Origin of the sequence: uncultured Eudoraea sp. (assembly GCF_947260015.1) — a bacterium.
Classification (GTDB): Bacteria; Bacteroidota; Bacteroidia; order Flavobacteriales; family Flavobacteriaceae; genus Eudoraea.
The window spans coordinates 46,031-69,344 of record NZ_CAMYOM010000013.1 but is presented as its reverse complement, the minus strand read 5'-3'; the positions used below and the strand labels follow the sequence as shown (position 1 = coordinate 69,344).

The following is a 23,314-nucleotide window of genomic DNA, read 5'->3' as shown; positions in this document are numbered from 1 at the left end:
TACAATTTCATAATTATCAATTTAAACTCTAAAAAATAAAAAGATGAAACGAAGAGTAACCTTAACAATCACAACTATCATTGTCATTTTTTTAGCCTCATGTGGGGATGCAAATAAAAAGCAGGGTACTAAAATGAATGCCCCAGCTGAAATCGAAGCTAAAAAGGAAAGTTCTCCTGAAATTGCCGACGCCTCCTTTTCGGATGAGGTGAGCGGAAAAGTATTCTATGATTATCAGCAGATCCGAATTGCTTTGGTGAATTCCGATGCCGAGGAAGTGAATTTGGCAGCCGGAAATCTTGCTGAAAGTTTTACCGGAGAAAGTGACGAAATTAAGTCTATGGCCATAGCTATGTTAGATACCAAAGACATAGAAAAACAACGCACGCTATTTTCGGAGCTTACAGAAAAGGTGGAACCATTGTTCAAAGAAACTATTTCTGAAGGCGCCATCTACAAGCAGTTTTGCCCTATGGCCTTCGATGGAAAAGGCGGATATTGGATTTCCGATGTAGAAGAAATCAGAAATCCGTATTACGGCGAGAAGATGCTGAAATGTGGAAAAGTTACTGAAACTATAAAAAAATAAAACATGAAGCACACCTATCACATACACGGAATGACCTGTAGCGGTTGCAGAAACCATGTTCAGGAAACACTTGCAAAAGTGAAAGGTGTAACCGTGGTTTCAGTAGATTTAGAAAAAGAGGAGGCGACCATTGAGATGGAAACCCATATTCCCTTAGACAAGTTTCAGGAGGCTTTGAAAAATGATGGTGGTGGGTACAGCATTTATGAATGGGGCAAACATCACCATACAGAAGCAAATAAAACGGAAACCCCCAAAGGAAATGGTACAGGCACATTTTATTGTCCGATGCATTGTGAAGGTGATAAGACCTATGATCAACCCGGGGATTGTCCTGTCTGTGGAATGGATTTGGTAGAGGAACAAAATTTCCAGTCCTTATCTTCAACACAATACACCTGCCCTATGCATCCTGAAATAATGAGGGACGCACCGGGTAGTTGTCCCATCTGCGGGATGGATCTCGTTCCGATCGAATCCAACCTTTCGGCAGAGGAAAAAACCTATAAAAAGTTGCTCAAAAAGTTTTGGATAGCATTGGCCTTCACCTTGCCCATCTTTGTGATTGCGATGTCCGAAATGTTGGTCAATAATCCGCTCCATGAAATTATGGAACAGAAAAACTGGAACTGGATACAATTCGCACTTTCCATTCCTGTAGTGTTCTATGCAACATGGATGTTCTTTGAACGTGCTTATCGCTCCATCAGGACTTGGAACCTCAATATGTTTACCCTAATAGGAATAGGAGCAGGTGTGGCATGGCTGTTCAGTGTATTCGGAATGCTCTTTCCAGACTTTTTCCCGGCCCAATTCAAAACGGAAACAGGAAGCGTTCACGTCTATTTTGAAGCCGCTACTGTCATACTTACCTTAGTCTTGTTAGGGCAAGTATTGGAGGCAAGGGCACATAGTAAAACAAATTCCGCAGTAAAGGAATTGTTGAAGCTGGCTCCCAACAAGGCTGTTCGGGTTGTCAATGGTCAGGAAGAGGAAGTTGCCATAGACCAGATACAATTGGGCGATATACTAAGGGTAAAACCAGGCGACAAGATTCCTGTGGATGGTGTAATTGCCGAAGGCGAGACTTCCATAAATGAATCCATGATTACGGGCGAACCCATTCCAGTGAACAAAAGCCTTGGCGACAAAGTAAGTAGCGGCACTATCAACGGTAATCAGTCCTTTTTGATGAAGGCAGAAAAAGTTGGATCGGACACCTTACTTTCTCAAATTATACAAATGGTCAACGATGCGAGTCGCAGCCGTGCACCTATTCAAAAGTTAGCGGATACAGTTTCGGGCTATTTTGTTCCGGTGGTCGTTATTATAGCGGTCATCACTTTTATAGTCTGGGTGGTATGGGGACCCGAGCCTGCCTATGTCTATGCCCTCGTCAATGCAATTGCGGTATTGATAATCGCTTGTCCCTGTGCATTGGGGTTAGCTACACCGATGTCGGTCATGGTCGGTGTCGGCAAGGGTGCACAGAATGGGGTACTTATCAAAAATGCCGAAGCCTTGGAAAAGATGAATAAAGTAGATACTTTGATTATAGATAAGACCGGAACCATTACAGAAGGAAAACCAACGGTTGAAAAAGTTGGTGCATTCGGGGATAATTTTAGCGAAAAAGATGTTTTACAATACATCGTCTCCCTGAACAGCCTGAGTGAACATCCCTTAGCGGAGGCTACCTTAAAATATGGTAAAGAACAACAGGTGGAAATCCTCAAAGCTCCTGGTTTCAATGCGGTAACAGGCAAAGGCGTTGAAGGAAAAGTGAACGGAAAGAAGACGGCTCTGGGCAATGCCCAAATGATGGAAAAGGCCAATGCATCTTTTTTAGAGGCAATGGAAAACGAAGCCCGGACCTATCAAAAACAAGGTAAAACTGTTTCTTATCTGGCTATTGATCAAAAGGTCGCGGGCTATATTGTTATTGGCGATAAAATAAAAGGGACAAGTGCTAAGGCAATCCAGGAATTACAGGATAAAGGTATCGCAGTCATTATGCTAACAGGTGATAATCACGATACCGCGCAGGCGGTGGCTGGCGAACTAAATCTGGCTCATTTTAAGGCGGGTTTGCTCCCTGAGGACAAGTTGAATGAAGTAGCGCGACTTCAGGGGATTGGAAAAGTAGTTGCAATGGCAGGAGATGGTATAAACGATGCCCCGGCCCTGGCGAAAAGTGATGTGGGTATTGCCATGGGCACAGGAACAGACGTGGCTATTGAGAGTGCAACCATTACTTTAGTAAAGGGCGATTTGCATGGAATCGTAAAAGCAAGAAACCTGAGTGACAAGGTAATGAAGAACATCAAACAGAATCTATTCTTCGCACTGGTGTACAATACTCTTGGCGTACCCATTGCTGCCGGAGTGCTCTATCCTTTTTTTGGGATATTGCTTTCCCCGATGATAGCTGCTGCAGCCATGAGTTTTAGCTCTGTTTCTGTCATTGCCAATTCACTCAGATTAAGAAATACAATAATAGATTAAACCAATGATCTAAGGAAAAGACAAAAAAATAAATTTCAGAATTATGAAAAAAAACATTCTTTATATCGGACTGGCAGCAATCGGAGGCTTGTTGGCCGGATACCTCTTTTTTGGAAATAACTCAAATGAAGGTCTAGCTGAAGAACATGACCATAGCCAGGAAATGACATCAGTCCAAATGTGGACATGTTCTATGGATCCACAAGTTATGCAACCCGAACCGGGTGCTTGCCCCATTTGCGGAATGGATTTGATTCCTGCCGAATCCGAAGCGGATGGTTTGGCAATTGGCCAATTTAAATTGACAAAGAACGCCATGGCCCTGGCCAATATTGGTACTACCAGAGTTGGCCTGGGAACTTCGGGCGATAATACCCTTAAACTTTCCGGAAAAATAAAGGAAAACGAAAAGGCTATTGCAACACAGGCTTCTTACTTTGATGGACGGATAGAAAAACTGTTCATAAATTTTGAGGGCGAGGAAGTCAGAAACGGGCAGCAGCTGGCGACCATCTATTCCCCTGAATTGGTTTCGGCCCAACAGGAATTGATAACGGCCGCAAGCCTAAAGGAATCTCAACCTGCTTTATACCACGCCGTTCGCAATAAACTAAAACTTTGGAAACTATCCGAAAAACAAATTGAGCAGATTGAGAAAACAGCTAAGGTTAATGACAATTTCCCTGTTTATGCCAACGTCTCAGGAACAGTTTCGGAAATTATGGTAAAAGCCGGCGACTATGTAAAACAAGGTTCGCCCTTATTTAAAATTGCTAATCTCAATACTGTTTGGGCAGTTTTTGATGCTTATGAAAATCAGGTCTCTCTTTTAAAGGAAGGCCAAAAAATCGATATCGTTACCAAGGCCTATCCGGATACCAAGTTCGATGCTAAAATTTCCTTTATAGATCCTGTATTGAATTCGGCGACAAGAACTATAGAGGTCAGAGCAGTTCTTCAAAACCCAAAAGGTCAATTAAAGCCGGGAATGTTCGTGGCCGGTATGATAGGACTTAGATCAAAAATGAAGGATGATATGATTGTAATTCCAGAAAGTGCTGTTCTTTGGACAGGGGAACGTTCGGTGGTCTATATCAAGACTGATCCGGAAAATCCGACTTTTGAAATGCGTGAAATAACTCTGGGAGATATGCTCAATGAAGGGTATGTCGTTTTAAATGGATTACAAAATGGTGATGAGATTGTGACTAACGGAACTTTTACAGTGGATGCTGCGGCCCAACTCAAAGGAAAAAAATCCATGATGAACGAAAAAGCGGAAAAAGTAATGACAGGTCATGAGAGTCATAACTAGATATTACCGGATTGATGCACACATTATATTTGAGGTATCCTGGTCTAGATATGAGTAAAAATCACTTAGACGATATAAAAACCGTTGTTTTCTTTCTACTCTCATACTAATGTTACCCTGTAAAATAATTCTTTTAATAATATAGGAAGTAGCTACATTGTAAAGATTGAATAGATCTACATACTAAACTAAGGCAGTTGAAGAAGTATGTATTTACTAACCACAATTTATGCCTGTATTTTTCTATTTGGGCCACAAGCCATTTCACAAACCTGTTATTCTGGTTGAGTGTCTTTGTCTAACAATTTAGGATTGCCAATAGAAGAAAGCTGCATTTGGCAGTTTAGACTGAACTACGATTACAATAAAATACGCTCATTGCCGGTAAGTTTAAATTGGATGATGATACCCGGAAAGGATAACAAATTCTGTTTTGTAAAGTATTAGCCGTTATAGACGGAACAAATGCCCGGGCTTACCGTTTTATAGATCTGGCTACAGAAAATTTGGTAAGATAGACTTTTATACGCTACTGGTTTTCTGTTCCTGCTTTTTATAAGACAGAAATCTATACTAATTAAAAGGTATACTTAATAAAAAAACCGCTCTTTTTTAAGAGCGGTTTTTTAACTTAAATTTCAAATTCTTACATCATACCTGGCATTCCACCACCACCCATTGGTGGTCCTGCCGGAGCGGATTCTTCCTTGATGTCCGTTAAGGCGCATTCTGTAGTCAGGATCATTCCTGCAACAGAAGCTGCATTTTCCAATGCTATTCTGGTAACCTTTGCAGGATCAATGATTCCCGCTTCAAGCATATGAACATAGGTCTCGGATTTTGCATCATAACCAAAATCACCCTTACCTTCATGTACTTTTGCCACCACTACAGAACCTTCTCCACCTGCATTTTCTACAATTGTTCGCATTGGAGCTTCAATGGCCCTTGCTACAATCTGCAGTCCCGTTTCTTCATCTGAATTTTCTACAGACACTTTAGAGAGTACGGATTTTGACCTGATAAATGCAACACCACCACCGGCAACAATACCTTCTTCTACGGCTGCTCTTGTTGCATGAAGCGCGTCGTCTACTCTGTCTTTCTTCTCCTTCATCTCCACTTCAGAGGCTGCACCTACATAAAGTACAGCAACTCCACCAGCCAATTTGGCCAAACGTTCCTGAAGTTTTTCTTTGTCATAATCAGACGTAGTGGTCTCAATCTGAGATTTAATTTGATTTACTCTTGTCTTTATGTTTTTTGCTGTTCCGGCTCCGTTGACAACGGTTGTATTATCCTTGTCAATGGTAACTTTTTCACAGCTCCCCAACATATCCAGGGTAGTATTTTCCAGAGAGAATCCTCTTTCTTCTGAAATTACGGTACCACCGGTCAAAATAGCTATATCCTCCAACATAGCTTTTCTTCGATCTCCAAATCCGGGAGCTTTTACCGCTGCTATCTTTAAAGAACCTCTTAATTTGTTAACCACTAAAGTAGCCAAAGCTTCTCCATCTACATCTTCAGAAATTATTAATAGTGGTTTCCCAGATTGTGCTGCCGGCTCAAGAACAGGTAACAGATCTTTCATTGTTGAGATCTTCTTATCAAACAACAATATATATGGGTTTTCAAGATTTACAATCATCTTGTCTGAATCAGTGACAAAATAAGGAGAAAGATATCCCCTGTCAAATTGCATACCTTCAACAACATCTACATAAGTATCAGTTCCTTTTGCTTCTTCAACTGTAATAACACCTTCTTTACCAACTTTTCCGAAAGCTTGTGCAATAAGTTCCCCAATGTTCTCATCATTGTTGGATGAAATAGTTGCAACTTGTTTAATTTTTTCTGAGGAATCACCTACTTTTTTAGCTTGTTTTGCTAAGTTTTGAACGATGGCATCAACAGCCTTGTCAATTCCTCTTTTAAGATCCATAGGATTAGCGCCGGCTGCAACATTTTTAAGTCCTTCCTTAACAATTGCCTGCGCCAGTACAGTAGCGGTGGTTGTTCCGTCTCCTGCAAGGTCATTCGTTTTGGAAGCAACTTCTTTTACCATTTGTGCGCCCATATCTTCCAGAGCATCTGCCAATTCTATTTCCTTAGCTACGGTAACACCATCCTTAGTTACGATAGGAGCTCCAAACGATTTACTTACAATTACATTTCTTCCTTTGGGTCCTAAGGTTACTTTTACGGCGTTTGCCAGTGCGTCAACACCTCTTCTTAGGCCATCCCGTGCTTCAATATCAAACTTTATATCTTTTGCCATTTTCTAGTTGTAATTTTTGTTATTAAATAATTGCTAAAATGTCACTTTCACGCATCATAAGGTAATCGGAACCTTCAAGTTTAAGTTCAGTACCTGCATATTTTCCATAAAGTACAGTATCTCCGACTTTAACTGTTATTTTCTCATCTTTAGTTCCCGGACCTACTGCCACGACTTTCCCTTTTTGTGGTTTTTCCTTTGCAGTATCCGGGATATAAATCCCTGATGCCGTCTTGGTCTCCGCTGCCATAGGCTCAATTAAGACCCTGTCTGCAAGTGGTTTAATGTTTACTTTAGCCATATTACTTAGTTTTTAGTTTAAATTGTTTCCTTCTATTGGGCAGAAATTATGCCATTGCTTAAAAACTGACATAATGTTAAAATAAAAATGCCAGCTTGTCATTTATGCTGGCATTTGAATATATTTTATTTCTTTACACTACTAAATTGAATCTGAAGGATTGTTATTGTCAGTTGCAGGTAATTGTTCCGGAACTTCCTCAGGAACGGTTTCGGGAACTACATTATCAATATCATCACCTTGCAGTAATTTAGATTCGGTTTCCCCAAAATTTCCTTTAAGTGCTACATTGGATAATAGAATAAGAACTATTAATAGCGTGGCTAAAGTCCAGGTGCTTTTATCCAGGAAATCACCAGTTTTTTTAACACCCCCAACAATTTGAGTTCCTCCTCCACCAAACGAAGAAGATAATCCGCCTCCCTTAGGATTTTGCACCATAATAACCAATATCAGGAGTAAACAAACCACTATGATAAGGACTAAAAAGATTGAAAATGTGCTCATTTATTTTGTGTTTTCTTGCCGTAATTTTTGTACAGCTTTTATTCGGTTTGCAAAGAAACTACTTTTTTCTGGATATTTCAAACTTAAAATCTTATATGCCTGAATGGCTTTTTTATACTTTTTTTGCTCCAGATATACCTTCGCCAGTGTTTCAGTCATCAACTCATTTTTATCAAGTGTAGTTGATTCTTTAATGTTAATGTTTGAAGTCAGATTATCTGAGGGATCTATCTTAGGCTTGTTTTCTATAAACTTATCTATTAACTCAAATTTTTTCTTTTTTAGGATGTCCTCCTCTAATGGAAAGTGAATATCCTTCATTTCCTCTTCTTTGTATTCTTCTTTTCCCCTTTTTATTGATTTAAATGAAGTAAGCTGTAACCACTCACCAAAAGAATGTTTTTCTCGTTTTGTAAAGGGGAGGGGTTTGCCAAGCTCTAATTCTGCCGCTGCCTTTTTTTTCGCTGCGATGTCTTTATCTACTTCAGGATCCTTCGACTCAAAAAGTGAAGGGTCCAGGATCTTATTCGCGTCTTTAGCGGTTTGAGGTAAAGGATGATCCTCTGAATCATCAATAAGGTGAGTGTCAGCATCAGGGTTAGGTTCAACCTCTTCTGAGATGATATCCTTGTCTGCCAATGGTAAAGTTTTACCAGAAATAGTATCTGCAATTGAGTTTTGGAGAAACACTTCGGAGGTAATAAAATCGAAAAGTATATCCCTGTCGGCGGTGTAGGCCGCTGTCACTTTCAGGGCATTATTATATTTAAAGCTATTCAGATTCTTTAGTCCTTTTAAATGAAGTGCACGGGCAGCCTGGAAGTACGGGTACTCCTTAAGGATATCTTCCAATTGATTGGTCTGGACAGGTTCTAAAACCTTAGCCGGATTTTGCAATAAGAATGTAAAGTCTGCTACGTTCATATCAATTAACTAGTAAACCACTATTTTAATTCTCGTCAGTATTAAGTAACTCATCTATTATATTGAGATATATTCTACCAGTCTGCTAGCGACTGATTAAAAATATCCTGGGTTATTCTTTCAAAAATAGCCTCTAGAGCTTCATCCTTAACGGATGAGAATTGTGAATTAGCATCATAATCATAAAAAAAAGAAAAACGCTGCTCAAAATCCACATCTTCTTTTGTCCGATTAAAAAAGCGAACGTTCACTCCCATGGTTAATCTATTCTGAGCCGCTCGCTGTTCTGCGGTCGCTGTCATTGGTGATATCCTGAATTCTACAATTTCGCCCTCATATAATAAATCTGCATCTGAATTGCGCAAATCTAAACTTGTTTGATTAAGGATCAGATCCTGCAGGGCCAGGGTGAAATCTCTATCCAAACCTGGTTCAAAAGTAGATCCGGGACTTTGTGAAGCATAATTCTGGAAATAATTTACTTGAAATGATGTTGCCGTACCTACATCGCCCCCGGTAAAGTTGTAAGCTCCACAACCAATTAAAAGTAACATCAGAGAGGTGCTCAAAATACTATTAAATGTTTTTTTCAAAAGATATAGTTCAAAAAGTTAGCGGAATAGTTGAATTCAAAATTTAGTTACAAATCATATTGTTTAATCTTTCTATAAAGCGTTCTTTCAGAAATTCCTAATTCTGCGGCTGCGGCTTTTCGTTTGCCCCTGTTTCTCTCAAGTGATTTACGGATTAATTCAATTTCTTTTTCCTGTAAAGAAAGTGTTTCTTCCTCCTCTATTTCCTCTGCAAAATGATATTTGTCTTCCTGTTGTATTTCCGGTCCTGTTTCTATTCTGGCTTCCGGAAGGGGTAAAACTTTTAATGCTTTACTATCTTCTTCCTTAGCATCCTCCCCGTTCGTACCATAGATTTTACGGATCAGATGTTCATTTTCCTCCTGTACTTTCGAGGAATCATTGTTTTGAAGCAGTTCCAAGGTAAGCTTTTTGAGATCATTAAGATCTCCTTTCATATCAAACAAGACCTTGTAAAGAATTTCTCTTTCGTTACTAAAATCACTTTCCTTTTTTCTCCTTTCAATTACGGCCGGAAGATTAGAATCGTTGGCATTTGGTAAATAGTCGTTTAAAGTTGATAAACTTATATTTCTTTCCGTTTCTAAAACCGATATTTGTTCAGCAACATTTCTTAATTGTCGGATATTTCCGGGCCATCTGTATTTTGTAAGTAATTGTATGGCATCATCCCGCAGCCTAATAGTTGGCATTTTATACTTCTGGCCAAAATCCGACGCAAATTTTCTAAATAATAAATGAACATCCTCACTTCGTTCTCTTAGAGGAGGAATATGAATATCTACCGTACTTAATCTATAATATAAATCTTCTCTGAATTTTCCCTCTTTGATGGCCTCTATCATATTCATGTTCGTGGCAGCCACAATACGAACATCGGTTTTTTGTACCTGAGAAGATCCTACTTTTAGAAATTCCCCGTTTTCCAATATTCTGAGTAGCCGTACCTGAGTGGTAAGTGGAAGTTCCCCTACTTCATCTAAAAAGATGGTGCCACCATCTGCAACTTCAAAATATCCTCTTCTGGTTTGTGTCGCCCCGGTAAAAGCTCCTTTTTCATGCCCAAATAGCTCACTGTCTATCGTGCCTTCGGGGATGGCTCCACAATTTACAGCTATATATTTTGCGTGTTTTCTATGGGATAAAGAGTGAATAATTTTTGGTACGGCCTCTTTTCCAACACCACTTTCACCTGTAACCAAGACAGAAATGTCTGTAGGGGCAACCTGAATAGCCTTTTCCAACGCGCGATTAAGCTTTGGATCATTTCCGATAATCTCAAAACGCTGTTTTATTGCCTGTACACTTTCCATACTTAATTGTTTTCAGAATAACCAACTGCTTCGCCTAATAAAGTGGCAGAAGTACAATTTTCTACTCGTACCATAACAAATTCTCCAACTGAATAGTTCTCTTTGGGAAAAACCACAACCGTATTTTGAGAATTACGTCCCATCCATTGCAATTCAGATTTTTTGGATGTCCCTTCGATAAGAACTTCTTCTACTTTACCTAAATGTTGTTTTGTTCTAAAAAAGCTATGCTTTAATTGCAGATCAATAATCTCACTTAATCTTCTTTTTTTTACTTCCTTAGGGATATCGTCTACAAGTTTTCTCGCCGCCATTGTACCTGGTCGTTCAGAATAGGCAAACATAAATCCAAAGTCATACTTAACATATTCCATTAAAGATAAAGTATCCTGGTGATCTTCCTCCGTTTCCGTTGGGAATCCCGTAATCATGTCCTGACTTATGGCGCAGTCCGGTAAAATGTTCCTAATATTATTTATTAAATCAAAATATTCTTCCCTGGTGTGCAATCTGTTCATTGCCTTTAAAATTCTGTCGCTTCCACTCTGAACAGGCAGATGAATGTAATTACAGATATTTTTAAATCTGGCCATGGTTTCAATAACATCGAGAGTCAAATCCTGTGGATTTGAAGTGGAAAAACGGATCCTGATTTTAGGCTGCGCTTGAGCAACTAATTCTAATAAATTGGCAAAATTCACTGATGTTGCTTGCTGTATTGCTGATGCTATACGGAAATCTTTTTTTAAACCACCTCCATACCACAAGTAACTGTCAACATTCTGGCCCAATAAGGTAACTTCCTTAAACCCCTTTTCCCATAGTTCATTTACTTCATTTACAATTGAATGAGGATCTCTGCTGCGCTCCCGACCCCTTGTAAAGGGAACAACACAAAAGGTACACATATTATCACAGCCACGAGTAATGGATACAAAGGCGGTTACCCCGTTTGAATTTAATCGCACCGGAGCCACATCGCCGTATGTTTCATCCTTGGAAAGTATAACATTAACGGCATTCCTTCCCTCATCTACTTCTCGGATAAGATTTGGCAGATCCTTATAAGCATCAGGACCCACCACCATATCAACGATTTTTTCTTCTTCTAAAAGCTGACTTTTAAGCCTTTCTGCCATACATCCCAATACTCCTACTTTCAAATGCGGACGAGTTTTTTTAACGGCATTAAATTTTTCAAGCCTTTTTCTAACAGTCAGCTCCGCTTTTTCCCGAATAGAACAAGTGTTCACCAAAACAAGGTCTGCCTCTTCCAAAGAATTAGTGGTATTAAAACCTTCTTGTGCTAAGATGGAAGCAACAATTTCACTGTCTGAAAAATTCATTTGACAGCCATAGCTTTCAATATATAAATTACGGCTGTTTTTCTGGTCTTTCTCCAGCGTAAGTGCAGTGCCTTGATTTTTTTCCTCAATAATTTTCTCCATTCTTTTGTCTCTTCTACGATGGCTCAAACAGTCTGCAAAGATAGTATATTATGCACACTAGTGACAAATTGACAGTTAATTATTTAACAAAATTTACGCAACTGGACGTTATAATAAGTATCTGCTTTTATACAACCCAATATCTTTAATATATCAATTGAGCTATGAAAAAAAATATTTTAACCCTGCTACTTGTTATAAGTTTTGTATCATGTGACAAAAAAGAAGAAGGCGAATATGCCGACTATCTTGTTGCAACCCCAATAACAATGAGTGTTACAGATTTTAAGAATAGTGTGGATATCGTTGCGCCAAGACCAATCAATGAATCAGGTAAGATCTATGCTTACGAGGACTATATTTTTGTTAATGACAAATACAAAGGAGTACATGTTATTGATAATAGCGACCCTAGTTCTCCACAAAAAATTTCATTTATTAAAATAGCAGGTAACGTAGATATTTCTGTTAAAGGAAATTTCCTTTTTGCCGACAGTTTAACAGACTTAATAGTATTAGACATTTCTGAAATTAATGCTATTAGAATTGTTAACCGAATGGAAGACGTCTTACGTGATAATGTTGTATGGCCCATCGCTGATATTTATGAATACGATGGCATTAATTATCAGAATGAAATATTAATTGGTTGGGATGTTCAGACTGAAAGCAGATTGAAATCTGAAGTATATGATCGTTTTGACGATCAGATTTTGCTGGCCGAAGCTGCCAATGATAGCCAGGTTGGACAAGGAGGTTCGCTGGCGCGATTTAAAATTGTAAATGATTATTTATACGTTGTAGACAGTCACACAATTAATGTGTTTGAAATTAGTGATTTGGAAAACCCCAAGGATCTGGAAGATATTTATGCCGGTTTTGATATTGAAACAATTTTTAACAGAGGTAATAATTTGTTTTTAGGAAGTATGCGGGGTATGTATATATATGATATAACCTCTCCGGCCACACCAACATTTATTTCAGAATTTCAACATGGCACTGCTTGTGACCCTGTAGTGGTTGATGGAGATTATGCCTATGTTACCTTGCGCGGCGGTAATAATTGCGGGGCGACTGAGAGTGGCCTATTTATTGTTGATATTTCCGACATTACAACACCTGTCCTGGCAACATCTTACGTCATGGATGAACCTTATGGGTTGGGAATAAAAGACAATAAATTATTTATCTGTGATGGGAAGTCTGGTCTTAAGGTCTATGATAAAACTAATATTGATAATCTTGTATCATTAAATCATTATGAAAATATTATCACTTTTGATGTCATACCAATGGATGAAACTTTGATAATGATTGGTGATGAAATCCTGTACCAGTATAGATATTTAGATAATGATATTGAACTAGTCAGTTCCATGAATCTAAACTAGATTCTAATGAGGTTTATTGGAAACATCCCGTATTTTGGGATGTTTTTTTATGCTTTGATAAGGACTAAAAACACCAAATAAAAAATTTGACATACTTTTGTTTCTTCAAAAACTGATGAATGGCTAAGAATTTAGTAATCGTAGAGTCGCCTGCAAAGGCCAAAACAATAGAAAAATTTCTGGGAAAAGATTATAAAGTTGAATCCAGTTTTGGCCATATAGCTGATCTTCCTTCCAAAGAGTTAGGAGTTGATGTAGAAAAGGACTTTGAACCTAAATATATTGTCGACCAGGACAAGAAGGCCCTGGTAAAAAAGCTTAAGGACCTTGCGAAAAAAGCAGACACCATATGGCTGGCGAGTGATGAAGACCGGGAAGGTGAAGCTATTTCCTGGCATTTGGCCGAGACCCTGGACCTCGATCGATCCAGAACTAAACGTATTGTGTTTAATTCCATTACCAAATCGGCTATTCAAAATGCAATTGAAAACCCAAGGGAAATTAATTATAACCTGGTAAACGCCCAGCAGGCAAGAAGAGTTCTTGATAGATTGGTTGGATACGAGCTATCACCTGTTCTTTGGAAAAAAATTAAACCAGGGTTATCTGCAGGAAGGGTTCAATCTGTAGCTGTTCGTTTTATTGTTGAAAGGGAACGCGATATTGATGCTTTCATGCCTGAAGCTTCCTATAGAGTAGTGGCGGAATTTAAAACGGAGAAAGGGAATGTCTTTGGAGCAAAACTCGGAAAGAATTTCCAAACTAAAGAAGAGGCTCGGGTATTCTTAAATAAAAATGAAGGAGCTCTATTTAATGTTGCAAACCTGGATAAAAAACTTGCAAAGAAATCCCCGGCTGCACCATTTACTACTTCTACTCTACAACAGGAGGCATCCCGTAAATTGTATTTCTCAGTAGCCAGAACTATGCAGGTTGCCCAGCGATTATATGAAGCCGGTCTGATTACTTACATGAGGACAGACAGTGTAAATTTATCGGGGGAAGCAATAGGAGCTGCCAAAGATACCATTATTCAGAATTATGGTGAACAGTACAGTAAAGTCAGAAATTATAAAGGTAAATCCAAAGGAGCTCAGGAAGCTCATGAGGCCATTCGACCTACGGATATGAATTTACAATCTCCTTCACTGGAGAGAGATCAGTCTAAATTATATGAATTGATTTGGAAACGTACGCTTGCCTCACAAATGAGCGATGCACAATTAGAACGTACTAATGTAAAAATCAAATCGAGCTCTTATCAGGAAGAATTTACCGCGAATGGTGAAGTCATTAAATTTGATGGATTTTTAAAAGTATATCTTGAGGGTAAGGACGAAGAGGATTCAGCTGAAGAGCAGGAAGGTTTGCTTCCGGCAATGAAAACCGGCGATCAGTTATTCTATAATTATATTACTGCAACAGAACGTTTCACAAGACCCCATTATAGATATACAGAGGCTACCTTGGTAAAGAAACTGGAGGAGCTGGGTATTGGAAGACCCTCAACCTATGCACCAACAATATCCACTATTCAAAACAGAGGTTATGTGGAAAAAGGAAGTATTGAAGGAGAAGAACGAAAGTATTCTCAATTGATTTTGAAATCAGATAAAGTTGAGGAAAAATCTCTTGCAGAAGTAGTTGGTTCGGATAAAGGTAAATTAGTACCCACAGATATAGGAATGATTGTCAATGATTTTTTGGTAAATCATTTTGCGCATATTTTGGATTATAACTTTACTGCCAAAGTGGAGAAAGATTTTGACGAAATTGCTGAAGGTCAGGAAGATTGGAAAAAGGTAATCAAAGACTTTTATAAGGACTTTCACCCGCAGGTACTCGATGTTGAGGAGAACGCGGAACGTGCAAGCGGAGAACGTGTCCTTGGTAAGGACCCTAAATCGGGTAGACAAGTTGCAGTTCGTTTGGGACGATTTGGCCCTATGGTTCAAATTGGCACCGTTGAGGAAGAGGACAAGCCATTATTTGCTAGTTTACTCCCGGAACAGTCCCTTAATACCATTTCCTATGAGGAAGCAATGGAACTTTTCCAACTTCCCAGAAAATTGGGTGTTTTTGAAGGTGAGGAAGTTGAGGCCAATGTTGGCAGATTTGGGCCTTATGTTAGATTCGGCAAAAAATTTGTCTCTCTGGACAAAGGTGAAAGTGCTTTTGATGTTGATCTAGAAAGGGCGATAGAATTAATTCGCGAAAAGCAAAAAGCAGATGCTCCTATTGCGGTTTATGAAAATAAAGATGTTACCAAAGGTAAAGGTCGCTTTGGACCTTTTATCAAATGGGATGGGATGTTTATTAATGTGAATAAAAAGTATGATTTTGATAATCTCACGGAAGCTGATATTATTGAGTTAATAGAATCCAAAAAACAAAAAGAGGCAGAGAAACTTATCAGGGAATGGTCTGATGAAGGCATCCGGATTGAAAAGGCTCGCTGGGGAAGGCACACCATTATCAAAGGCAAGACCAAGATTGAGCTTGCCAAAGAAGTAGATGCCGCTAATATCTCCCTGGAAGATGTACAAGCATTACTCGAAAAGAAAAAACCCAAAAAGAAGACTAAGAAAACCTAAGATTAGCATATAAATATGGCTTTCGATTTTTTACTTCCTGTTAGTGAAATGGCCCTTGCACACTGTGAGCTATTACCACCACAATCTCTGGGCAGGAATATTCATAAGCATACAGAGAAAAAAGGTTTACCTGTCTTAGCAAATGCTTCTTTTGCCTTAATGGGCGTTCTGGAATCGAGAAATGCATTTGAAAAGAAAACAGAGCGACTAGATACTACCGAGATCAGAATTCAACTTTACAAACTATTAATGGGTAATTGGAATTCAGTCTTTGTCGACCTTGGCGATATAGATGAAGGAGAGTCGGTCGAGGACACTTATTTTGTTGTAAAGGAAATTGTAGCCGAATTACTTGAAGAAAATGTAATTCCGATTATAATTGGGGCCACTCAGGACATTACTTACCCTACCTATAGGGCATTTGATAAAATTAAGGATATGATAAATCTGGTGTCAATAGACAGCAGGTTCGATTTCGGGGCGGATGAGGAACTTATTTCTTCGCATTCCTATATGAGTAAAATAATTACAGATAAGCCCAACAATCTTTTCAACTTTTCAAATATTGGTTATCAAAGCTATTTTAATGCACAGGAAGAAATAGATCTTATGGACCGCCTATTTTTTGATGCATACAGGCTGGGAGAAATAACCTCCGACATTTCACTTGCAGAACCCGTATTGAGAAATGCACATATTGTAAGCCTGGATGCCAGGGTAATAAAAGCGGGCGAGATTGACGGGTCCAAGAATTTTTCACCGAATGGATTTAATGGAAGAGAAATATGTGCAATAGCCAGATATGCCGGTATGAGTGATAATGTTGCAATATTTGGAATATATGAAAGCGAGAATACCGTACAATCATTTCAATTAATTTCACAGATTATATGGTATTTTATAGAAGGATATAATTTTAGAATAAAAGAGATTCCAAGTGCTAAAAGCAAAGACTTTAACAAGTTTAATGTACCTATAGAAGCTGAACAATTAATTTTTTATAAAAGTTTACTTACCGAAAGATGGTGGGTTGAGATTCCATCAATTTTATCTTCGCATAATAAAATAAATTCACCTGCGTTATTACCATGCACTGAACAGGACTATTTAGACGCATGTAACCAAAATATTCCCGAAAGGTGGTTCAAGGCCTATAAGAAAGGTTTTAACTAACAATAAATTATTTTAAAGGATAGACCGTTTTATACAATAAATTATTCAAAATACAGTTTTAGAGAATAATAATTGTGAATACTGTTTATAGTCTTAATCGAAATTTAACCTAAAGTATGAAGAAGCTATTGTTATTATCTATAGCGTTTGTTTTTTTGCTCACCAGTTGTGGGTCTAAAACAAAAGGAGAACTAGTTGGAGTCCAGGGTAAAAAGTGGCATCCGGAAAAACCTTATGGAATGGAACTAATCCCAAGAGGAGCATTTATCATGGGTAAAAGTGAAGAAGATGTAGGGAAGGTTCTTAATGCGCCAACCAAAACTGTAACCGTAAGATCATTCTATATGGATGATACGGAAATCACTAACAGTGAATATCGCCAGTTTGTAGAATGGGTGAAAGATTCCATCGTAAGAACAAAGTTGGCCATTCTGGCTGATGAATTAGGAATGGGTCCGGAGGATGAAGGTATCGGCGAATTTGCATTTAAAGATGCGGATACTACCAATATGTCTACTTATGAAAAGTATATGATGGATAATTATTCCGGCATGGGCGAGACTGGTTATGAAGGAAGAGCACTGAATAGAGATCAGGATTTGATCTGGGACACTTCGGAATATCCTGATGAATACTATACAGAAATAATGGATTCAATATATATTCCTGAAGAGGAATCCTATAATGGTCAACGCACTGTAGATGTCACAAAAATAAAATACAGTTACAACTGGATGGATATTGAGGCAGCTGCACGTTCAAGAGATGCCAGAAGAAGAGATTTTATTAGACATGAGGAATTGGAGATCTATCCTGATACGACGGTTTGGATAAGAGACTTTCAATACTCTTATAATGAGCCAATGCATAATGATTATTTCTGGCACGATGCCTACAGTGAATATCCGGTTGTTGGAATTTCCTGGCAACAGGCCCAGGCCTTTTGTAACTGGAGAACAAAATTTAAAAATGACGACCAGAGGAGCAAAGGCAAACAATTTGTTAACGGATTCAGGTTGCCTACAGAAGCTGAATGGGAATATGCAGCCAGAGGTGGAATTGAAAGTGGTACTTATCCCTGGGGTGGTCCTTACGTAATTAGCGATACGGGTTGCTTCATGGCTAACTTTAAACCACAGCGGGGAGATTATGCAGCTGATGCAGCTTTGTATACTGTAGAAGCCAAGTCTTATGAGCCAAATGACTATAATCTTTATAATATGGCAGGAAATGTTTCTGAATGGACTAACTCCAGCTATGACCCAAATTCTTACGAGTATGAATCTACTATGAATCCCAATGCAGGTGATTATGGTAACAAAAGAAAAGTTATACGTGGTGGTTCTTGGAAAGATGTTGCTTATTTCCTACAGGTAAGTACAAGAGATTATGAGTATAGAGATTCTGCCAGAAGTTATATCGGTTTTAGAACCGTTCAAGATTATATGGGAGAAGAAGACTCAACACAATAGTTTTTGCGTATATAAATAAATCAAACAATAAACCAAATACTTATTTTTAACATTAAACTTAAATTAAATTTAGAATTATGGCACAGTCAAAATCAAAAATACTTATTTTTAACATTAAACTTAAATTAAATTTAGAATTATGGCACAGTCAAAATCAACAAAGAAATTATTTAACATGGCCTATGGCCTCGGAGCATCAGTGGTTATCATTGGTGCGTTATTTAAAATCCTGCACTGGGAATTTGGACCTCTAACAGGTGGTCTACTTCTGGCGGTAGGTCTTATTACAGAAGCCCTTATTTTCGCAATTAGTGCATTTGAACCAGTAGATGATGAATACGATTGGTCTCTGGTATACCCGGAATTATCTGGAGGTATGTCTGGTGGCAAAAACGATGTTTCAGACGCCAAAGAAGCAGAAGGTATATTATCCAGAAAATTGGATGAGCTTTTAAAAGAAGCTAACATAGATGCCAACCTTATGGAAAGCCTTGGAGAAAGCATTCGTAATTTTGAAGGTGCTGCAAAAGGTATTGCTCCTTCAGTGGATGCTATGGAATCTACTAAAAAATATTCAGATGAAATGGTAGAGGCAGCGTCTCAAATGGAGTCTTTAAACAGCTTGTATAAAGTACAATTGGAAAGCGCTAGCAGACAAGCTTCTGTTAATGAAGAAGTTGTTCAAAATGCAAGTGCTCTTAAAGACCAAATGGAATCTCTTGCTTCCAATCTTTCTTCCTTAAATGGAGTATATGGCGGCATGTTATCTGCTATGAGCAAAAACTAATTAGTGTATTAGTAAACCCAAATCAAAAATTTAATTAAAACTAATTAGAAAACATGGCAGGAGGAAAATTGTCACCACGTCAGAAGATGATCAACTTAATGTATTTGATCTTTATCGCAATGCTGGCACTAAATATGAGCAAGGAAGTTCTGGCGGCGTTCGGTCTTATGAACGAAAAGCTGGAAGCTTCTAACGCAAAAACCACAGAGAACAATCTAGCGTTCTTAAATGGTTTAGAAACTAAAGCATCTGAAAATGCGGAAAAATTTGGTCCGCTACTAAAAGATGCCAAAAAGATTAAGGAATTGTCCCAGGGTTATTATGACTATCTGGAGGCCCTTAAAGATAAAATGTTAACCGAGATTAAAGATCCTAAGGATTATCAGGTTATGGATAAGTCTGATTATTTAGATCAGAAGTTTTTTCAAGGTGATAATCTGGCTCCTGAAGGGAAAGAATTCTTAAAAAGGATTACTGATTATCGCACTCAAATTTCAGCTATTTTACCAGAAAGCATGAGTGAAGTTAAGGCTTCAGTTCAGACCAGATTTGAAACTGGTGATGCTAAAGGTAAAGTTGAGAAAAGAGATGGAACAAAACAGGATTGGATCAACTATCATTTCGAAGGTTTTCCAGTAGTTGCTTCTCTAACTAAGATAACGCAGATACAAGCTGACGTTAAGGCTACAGAGCAGGATGCTTTAAAGTCTATGTTAGAAGGTCAGTTGACCAGTGAAGTCTCTATGACTAATTATACCACGCTACTAGAGCAGGAAAAATCAGCCTTTTATGCTGGTGAGAGATTCTCAGGAGCGGTTGTATTAGGTCGTAAAGATGCTACAACAAGGCCAAATGAAGTAAATCTTACTTTAGATGGAAGAAAATTAACTGAAGGTAAGGACTACGAGATTGATAATGGTCAGGTTAAACTTTTGGTTAGCGCCGGTGCACCCGGAGACCACAAGATTGCCGGCACCCTGGTATTTATTCAGGATGGTGAGAGAACAGAAGTTCCTGTTGCTCAAACATTTGCCACGATCACTAAACCAAATGCCGCATTAATTGCAGCAGATAAGATGAATGTGGTTTATCGCGGGGTTTCAAACCCAATGTCGATTTCTATTCCTGGAATACCAAATAACAAGGTTAGTGCATCAGCTGCAGGTCTTAAGAAAAGACAAGGCAGTAAGTATATCATGAACCCGGGAACAGGAAGAACAGTTACAATTGTCGCATCTGGTACCTTGCCTGACGGACAACGTGTTTCCTCAAAATCTGAGTTCAGAATCAAGGATATTCCAAGACCTTCCGGATCTATTAGAGGAGAAACCGGAAGTGCAAAGATGCCTAGAAAAAATCTTGAAATTGCAACAGTTGGCGCATTACTTGAAGACTTCGATTTTGACTTGAATCTTGCAATTGGCGGATTTAAATTTAAAGTTCCGGGTCAACCCACGGTAAGTGTAAAAGGCAACAAACTGGATTCAAGAGCTAAATCGGCCTTAAAAAGAGCCAAAAGAGGTGATGCTCTTCAGATATTCGATATTCAAGCGTATATCACGAATAACAAAAGCTATAAACTGAAGAAAGTATCTCCGGTAATTATAGAGATTACGAACTAAGAATAGTTTAAATTATAATTTTATGAATTGGAAGAATGTTTTAATTGCTGGAGCTGTAGCGCTACTACCAATATCCATGATGGCACAGGCTAATATTTTAAATGCCAAGTTGCCTGACGAAATTGGGAAAAAGACAGAAGCGCAAATAGCAGCGGATAACGATTCTCCGTTGCCATACGGCTACGTGGATGACAGGGATATCCTTTGGTCTAAGACCGTATGGGAGGTAATAGATCTTGATGAAAGAGTTAATTTCCCCCTGTATTATCCACTTGATACCATAGATATTGGTGCGGACAGAAGGTCGTTATATGATGTTTTTTTGAAAAACATTAAAAACGGTGAGCTTATTGACGTATATGTGGATTCCTATTTTACTGAAAAAAGAAATTTCAGTGACCTGGCAGCTACTTTGAAAAAAGTAGATACCACAGATCTTGGATATGAGCAAATCAATGCCGGTGAGCAACTTTCACCTGAATATGTTAACGAGAGGGAACTTACTGCTGCGGATATTGAAGAATATCGTATCAAAGGGATATGGTATTTTGATAAGCGCGGGGGCGAATTAAAGTATCGACTCCTGGGGATTGCTCCGGTAGCACCCGACGTAAACTTTGTAGATGATGAATCTATGGATCCCAATGAGAATAAAGTTGAACTTTTTTGGGTTTGGTATCCTAGTGCCAGAGAGATATTACATAAAGCCAAGGTTTTTAACCAGCAAAACTCAGCGCAGCCAATATCTTTTGATATGTTGTTGAATGCCAGACGTTTTAATGGTCTTATCTATAGAGAGGACAATGTTCAGGGTGATCGCATAATTAATGATTACATAGCAGACAATGCGCTATTCCAGTTGCTTGAAGCAGATCGTATTAAGGAAACAATACGAGACAGGGAACAGGACATGTGGGCATATTAGTAGCAAACGTTAATTTCCAATTCAGATATAAATTAAAAAACGCTGCACCATTTGGTGCAGCGTTTTTTAATTTTACGCTATGGTAGATTACTTAATAGTAGGTCTCGGACTGGCCGGGATAGCATTTTGTGAAAGGCTTGAAGAGCACAGTAAAACCTTCATGGTGATCAATGATGACTCTCAAACATCATCGAATATTGCAGGAGGATTGTATAATCCGGTTATTTTAAAAAGATTTAACCTTGCCTGGCAAGCTCATGAACAACTGGGATTGATTCAGCACTTTTACAAAAGGCTAGAGGATAAACTGGGGGTATCCCTGGATCATAAAGTGCCGGTTTTAAGAATATTTGCATCTGTAGAGGAGCAAAACCTATGGTTTGAGGCAGCAGATAAACAAAGATTACAGCCATATCTTTCTACAAAACTACTCATTAATAACAACCCAAGTCTCAATGCACCTTTTGGCTTTGGAGAGGTCTTACATACCGGAAGAGTAGATACGCAGAAGTTGGTGAAAGCATATTCCGGATATTTATCCAAAAAAAAGTTATTATATGAGGAAACTTTCAACTTTGATGATTTAACGATAGGTACGAACGGTGTTTCCTATGGAGCTATTAATGCCAAAAGAATTGTTTTTGCTACCGGATTTGGAATAAAAAGAAATAGGTATTTTAATTACTTACCACTAAACGGAACAAAAGGAGAACTCTTAACTATAAAGGCCCCGCTGCTTAAGGAAGAGAGGGTAATTAAATCTTCAGTTTTTATTATTCCTGTGGGGAATGATCTTTACAGAATAGGAGCCACTTACAAATGGAAGGATAAAAATAATGAGCCCACTTCGGAGGCCAAATTAGAGCTCCTTACAAAGCTTGAGACCTTTTTAAAGTGTGATTATAAAATAGTGAACCATGTTGCCGGAATAAGGCCCACAGTGGCTGATAGGAGGCCTTTGGTGGGCAAACACCCTGTTCTCGATCATATTTACATATTAAATGGTTTTGGGTCAAGGGGTGTCATGATTGCCCCCTATGCTTCAAACCAGTTATATGAATATATAGAGAATGGTGGGTCAATAGACCCCGAAATGGACATTAGCAGATATGAAAAAGCCTATATTAAAGTTTAATCTATATGAACAGTTCGCGGATCGTATTTTATAAAGATATTGATCCATATATTTCGGGAAAGCCTAATAATTACAGGTAAAAAGACAACCATGGTAACTACTATTGCAATAAATGTATTTATTAAGCCAGTACCAATTATTAAAAAAGAGATGACAAAAGTCGCTATTGCAAATGCAATTCCCACTGCATAACTTACGTACATTGCCCCGTAGAAAAAGGAAGGCTCAATTTTGTACTTGGTATTGCAGTGTGAACAACGTGCCTGCATTTTAAAAAGAGAACCCAGAACATAAGGATTGTTAACCGAATACATACTTTCCCGGTGGCACCTCGGACAACTTCCTGTTAAAATGCTGTATAGTTTGTTTCCTTTTTTTAACATTTGCAAAAGTTTAGGCAAAACTACGATTTTGCACAGTTTCTAATTGTAACACC

Annotated in this window: 18 protein-coding genes and 1 pseudogene; 11 read left to right on the top strand and 8 right to left on the bottom strand. The window is 38.5% G+C overall.

Annotated features, from left to right (window positions below; translation table 11 throughout):
- The first annotated feature begins 43 nt into the window (after positions 1–43).
- The 3 genes and pseudogenes from Q0X66_RS07950 to Q0X66_RS07940 all read left to right on the top strand — a co-directional run.
- Positions 44–589 (top strand): DUF3347 domain-containing protein, encoded by a 546-nt coding sequence (locus Q0X66_RS07950; RefSeq protein ID WP_297705014.1) that lies wholly within the window; start codon positions 44–46, stop codon positions 587–589.
- Between the two features lie 3 nt (positions 590–592).
- Complete coding sequence (locus tag Q0X66_RS07945; RefSeq protein ID WP_297705012.1) at positions 593–3,094, top strand: heavy metal translocating P-type ATPase; 2,502 nt, start codon at positions 593–595, stop codon at positions 3,092–3,094.
- 43 nt (positions 3,095–3,137) lie between these two features.
- Positions 3,138–4,403 (top strand): annotated as a pseudogene (locus Q0X66_RS07940) (efflux RND transporter periplasmic adaptor subunit); the annotation flags it as partial.
- A gap of 652 nt (positions 4,404–5,055) precedes the next feature.
- Here Q0X66_RS07940 and groL read toward each other — a convergent pair.
- The 7 genes from groL to miaB form a co-directional block, all read right to left on the bottom strand.
- A complete protein-coding gene (gene groL, locus Q0X66_RS07935) occupies positions 5,056–6,690 on the bottom strand; it encodes a chaperonin GroEL (protein WP_297705010.1) in 1,635 nt (544 codons plus the stop codon).
- 22 nt (positions 6,691–6,712) lie between these two features.
- On the bottom strand, positions 6,713–6,991 hold the full coding sequence (locus Q0X66_RS07930) for a co-chaperone GroES (RefSeq protein ID WP_297705008.1): 279 nt from the start codon (positions 6,989–6,991) through the stop codon (positions 6,713–6,715).
- A gap of 141 nt (positions 6,992–7,132) precedes the next feature.
- Positions 7,133–7,498 carry a preprotein translocase subunit SecG gene (gene secG / locus Q0X66_RS07925; RefSeq protein ID WP_297705005.1) on the bottom strand — a complete coding sequence of 122 codons (366 nt, stop codon included), beginning with the start codon at positions 7,496–7,498 and terminating at the stop codon, positions 7,133–7,135.
- Entirely contained in the window at positions 7,499–8,422 is a 924-nt protein-coding gene (locus Q0X66_RS07920; RefSeq protein WP_297705003.1) for a hypothetical protein, read from the bottom strand.
- A 74-nt stretch (positions 8,423–8,496) separates the two neighbouring features.
- Positions 8,497–8,976 (bottom strand): LptE family protein, encoded by a 480-nt coding sequence (locus Q0X66_RS07915; protein WP_297705091.1) that lies wholly within the window; start codon positions 8,974–8,976, stop codon positions 8,497–8,499.
- Between the two features lie 86 nt (positions 8,977–9,062).
- Positions 9,063–10,328: a sigma-54 dependent transcriptional regulator gene (locus tag Q0X66_RS07910; protein ID WP_297705001.1), complete on the bottom strand. Its 1,266-nt coding sequence runs from the start codon at positions 10,326–10,328 to the stop codon at positions 9,063–9,065.
- 2 nt (positions 10,329–10,330) lie between these two features.
- Positions 10,331–11,776, bottom strand: coding sequence for a tRNA (N6-isopentenyl adenosine(37)-C2)-methylthiotransferase MiaB (gene miaB, locus Q0X66_RS07905; protein ID WP_297705000.1), 1,446 nt, complete (start codon positions 11,774–11,776; stop codon positions 10,331–10,333).
- A 164-nt stretch (positions 11,777–11,940) separates the two neighbouring features.
- Here miaB and Q0X66_RS07900 point away from each other — a divergent pair, with 164 nt between their 5' ends.
- From Q0X66_RS07900 to Q0X66_RS07865, 8 genes are all read left to right on the top strand, one after another.
- Positions 11,941–13,170, top strand: a complete 1,230-nt coding sequence (locus Q0X66_RS07900; protein ID WP_297704998.1) for a hypothetical protein — start codon at positions 11,941–11,943, stop codon at positions 13,168–13,170.
- 119 nt (positions 13,171–13,289) lie between these two features.
- Positions 13,290–15,764: a type I DNA topoisomerase gene (gene topA / locus Q0X66_RS07895; RefSeq protein ID WP_297704995.1), complete on the top strand. Its 2,475-nt coding sequence runs from the start codon at positions 13,290–13,292 to the stop codon at positions 15,762–15,764.
- Positions 15,765–15,779: 15 nt separating this feature from the next.
- Positions 15,780–16,937, top strand: coding sequence for a formimidoylglutamase (locus Q0X66_RS07890; RefSeq protein WP_297704993.1), 1,158 nt, complete (start codon positions 15,780–15,782; stop codon positions 16,935–16,937).
- 116 nt (positions 16,938–17,053) lie between these two features.
- Positions 17,054–18,409 (top strand): gliding motility lipoprotein GldK, encoded by a 1,356-nt coding sequence (gene gldK, locus Q0X66_RS07885; protein ID WP_297704991.1) that lies wholly within the window; start codon positions 17,054–17,056, stop codon positions 18,407–18,409.
- A gap of 139 nt (positions 18,410–18,548) precedes the next feature.
- Positions 18,549–19,196, top strand: coding sequence for a gliding motility protein GldL (gene gldL / locus Q0X66_RS07880; RefSeq protein WP_297704989.1), 648 nt, complete (start codon positions 18,549–18,551; stop codon positions 19,194–19,196).
- Between the two features lie 53 nt (positions 19,197–19,249).
- Positions 19,250–20,818 (top strand): gliding motility protein GldM, encoded by a 1,569-nt coding sequence (gene gldM / locus Q0X66_RS07875; RefSeq protein WP_297704987.1) that lies wholly within the window; start codon positions 19,250–19,252, stop codon positions 20,816–20,818.
- Positions 20,819–20,840: 22 nt separating this feature from the next.
- The gene (gldN, locus tag Q0X66_RS07870; RefSeq protein WP_297704985.1) at positions 20,841–21,743 is read left to right on the top strand and encodes a gliding motility protein GldN; all 903 of its coding nucleotides are present in this window, start codon (positions 20,841–20,843) and stop codon (positions 21,741–21,743) included.
- A 79-nt stretch (positions 21,744–21,822) separates the two neighbouring features.
- Complete coding sequence (locus tag Q0X66_RS07865; RefSeq protein WP_297704983.1) at positions 21,823–22,878, top strand: FAD-binding oxidoreductase; 1,056 nt, start codon at positions 21,823–21,825, stop codon at positions 22,876–22,878.
- Here the strand turns inward: Q0X66_RS07865 and Q0X66_RS07860 are convergent.
- Positions 22,875–23,261 (bottom strand): DUF983 domain-containing protein, encoded by a 387-nt coding sequence (locus tag Q0X66_RS07860; RefSeq protein WP_297704981.1) that lies wholly within the window; start codon positions 23,259–23,261, stop codon positions 22,875–22,877. The two genes, Q0X66_RS07865 and Q0X66_RS07860, sit on opposite strands and share 4 nt — an antisense overlap.
- Between the last annotated feature and the right edge of the window lie 53 nt (positions 23,262–23,314).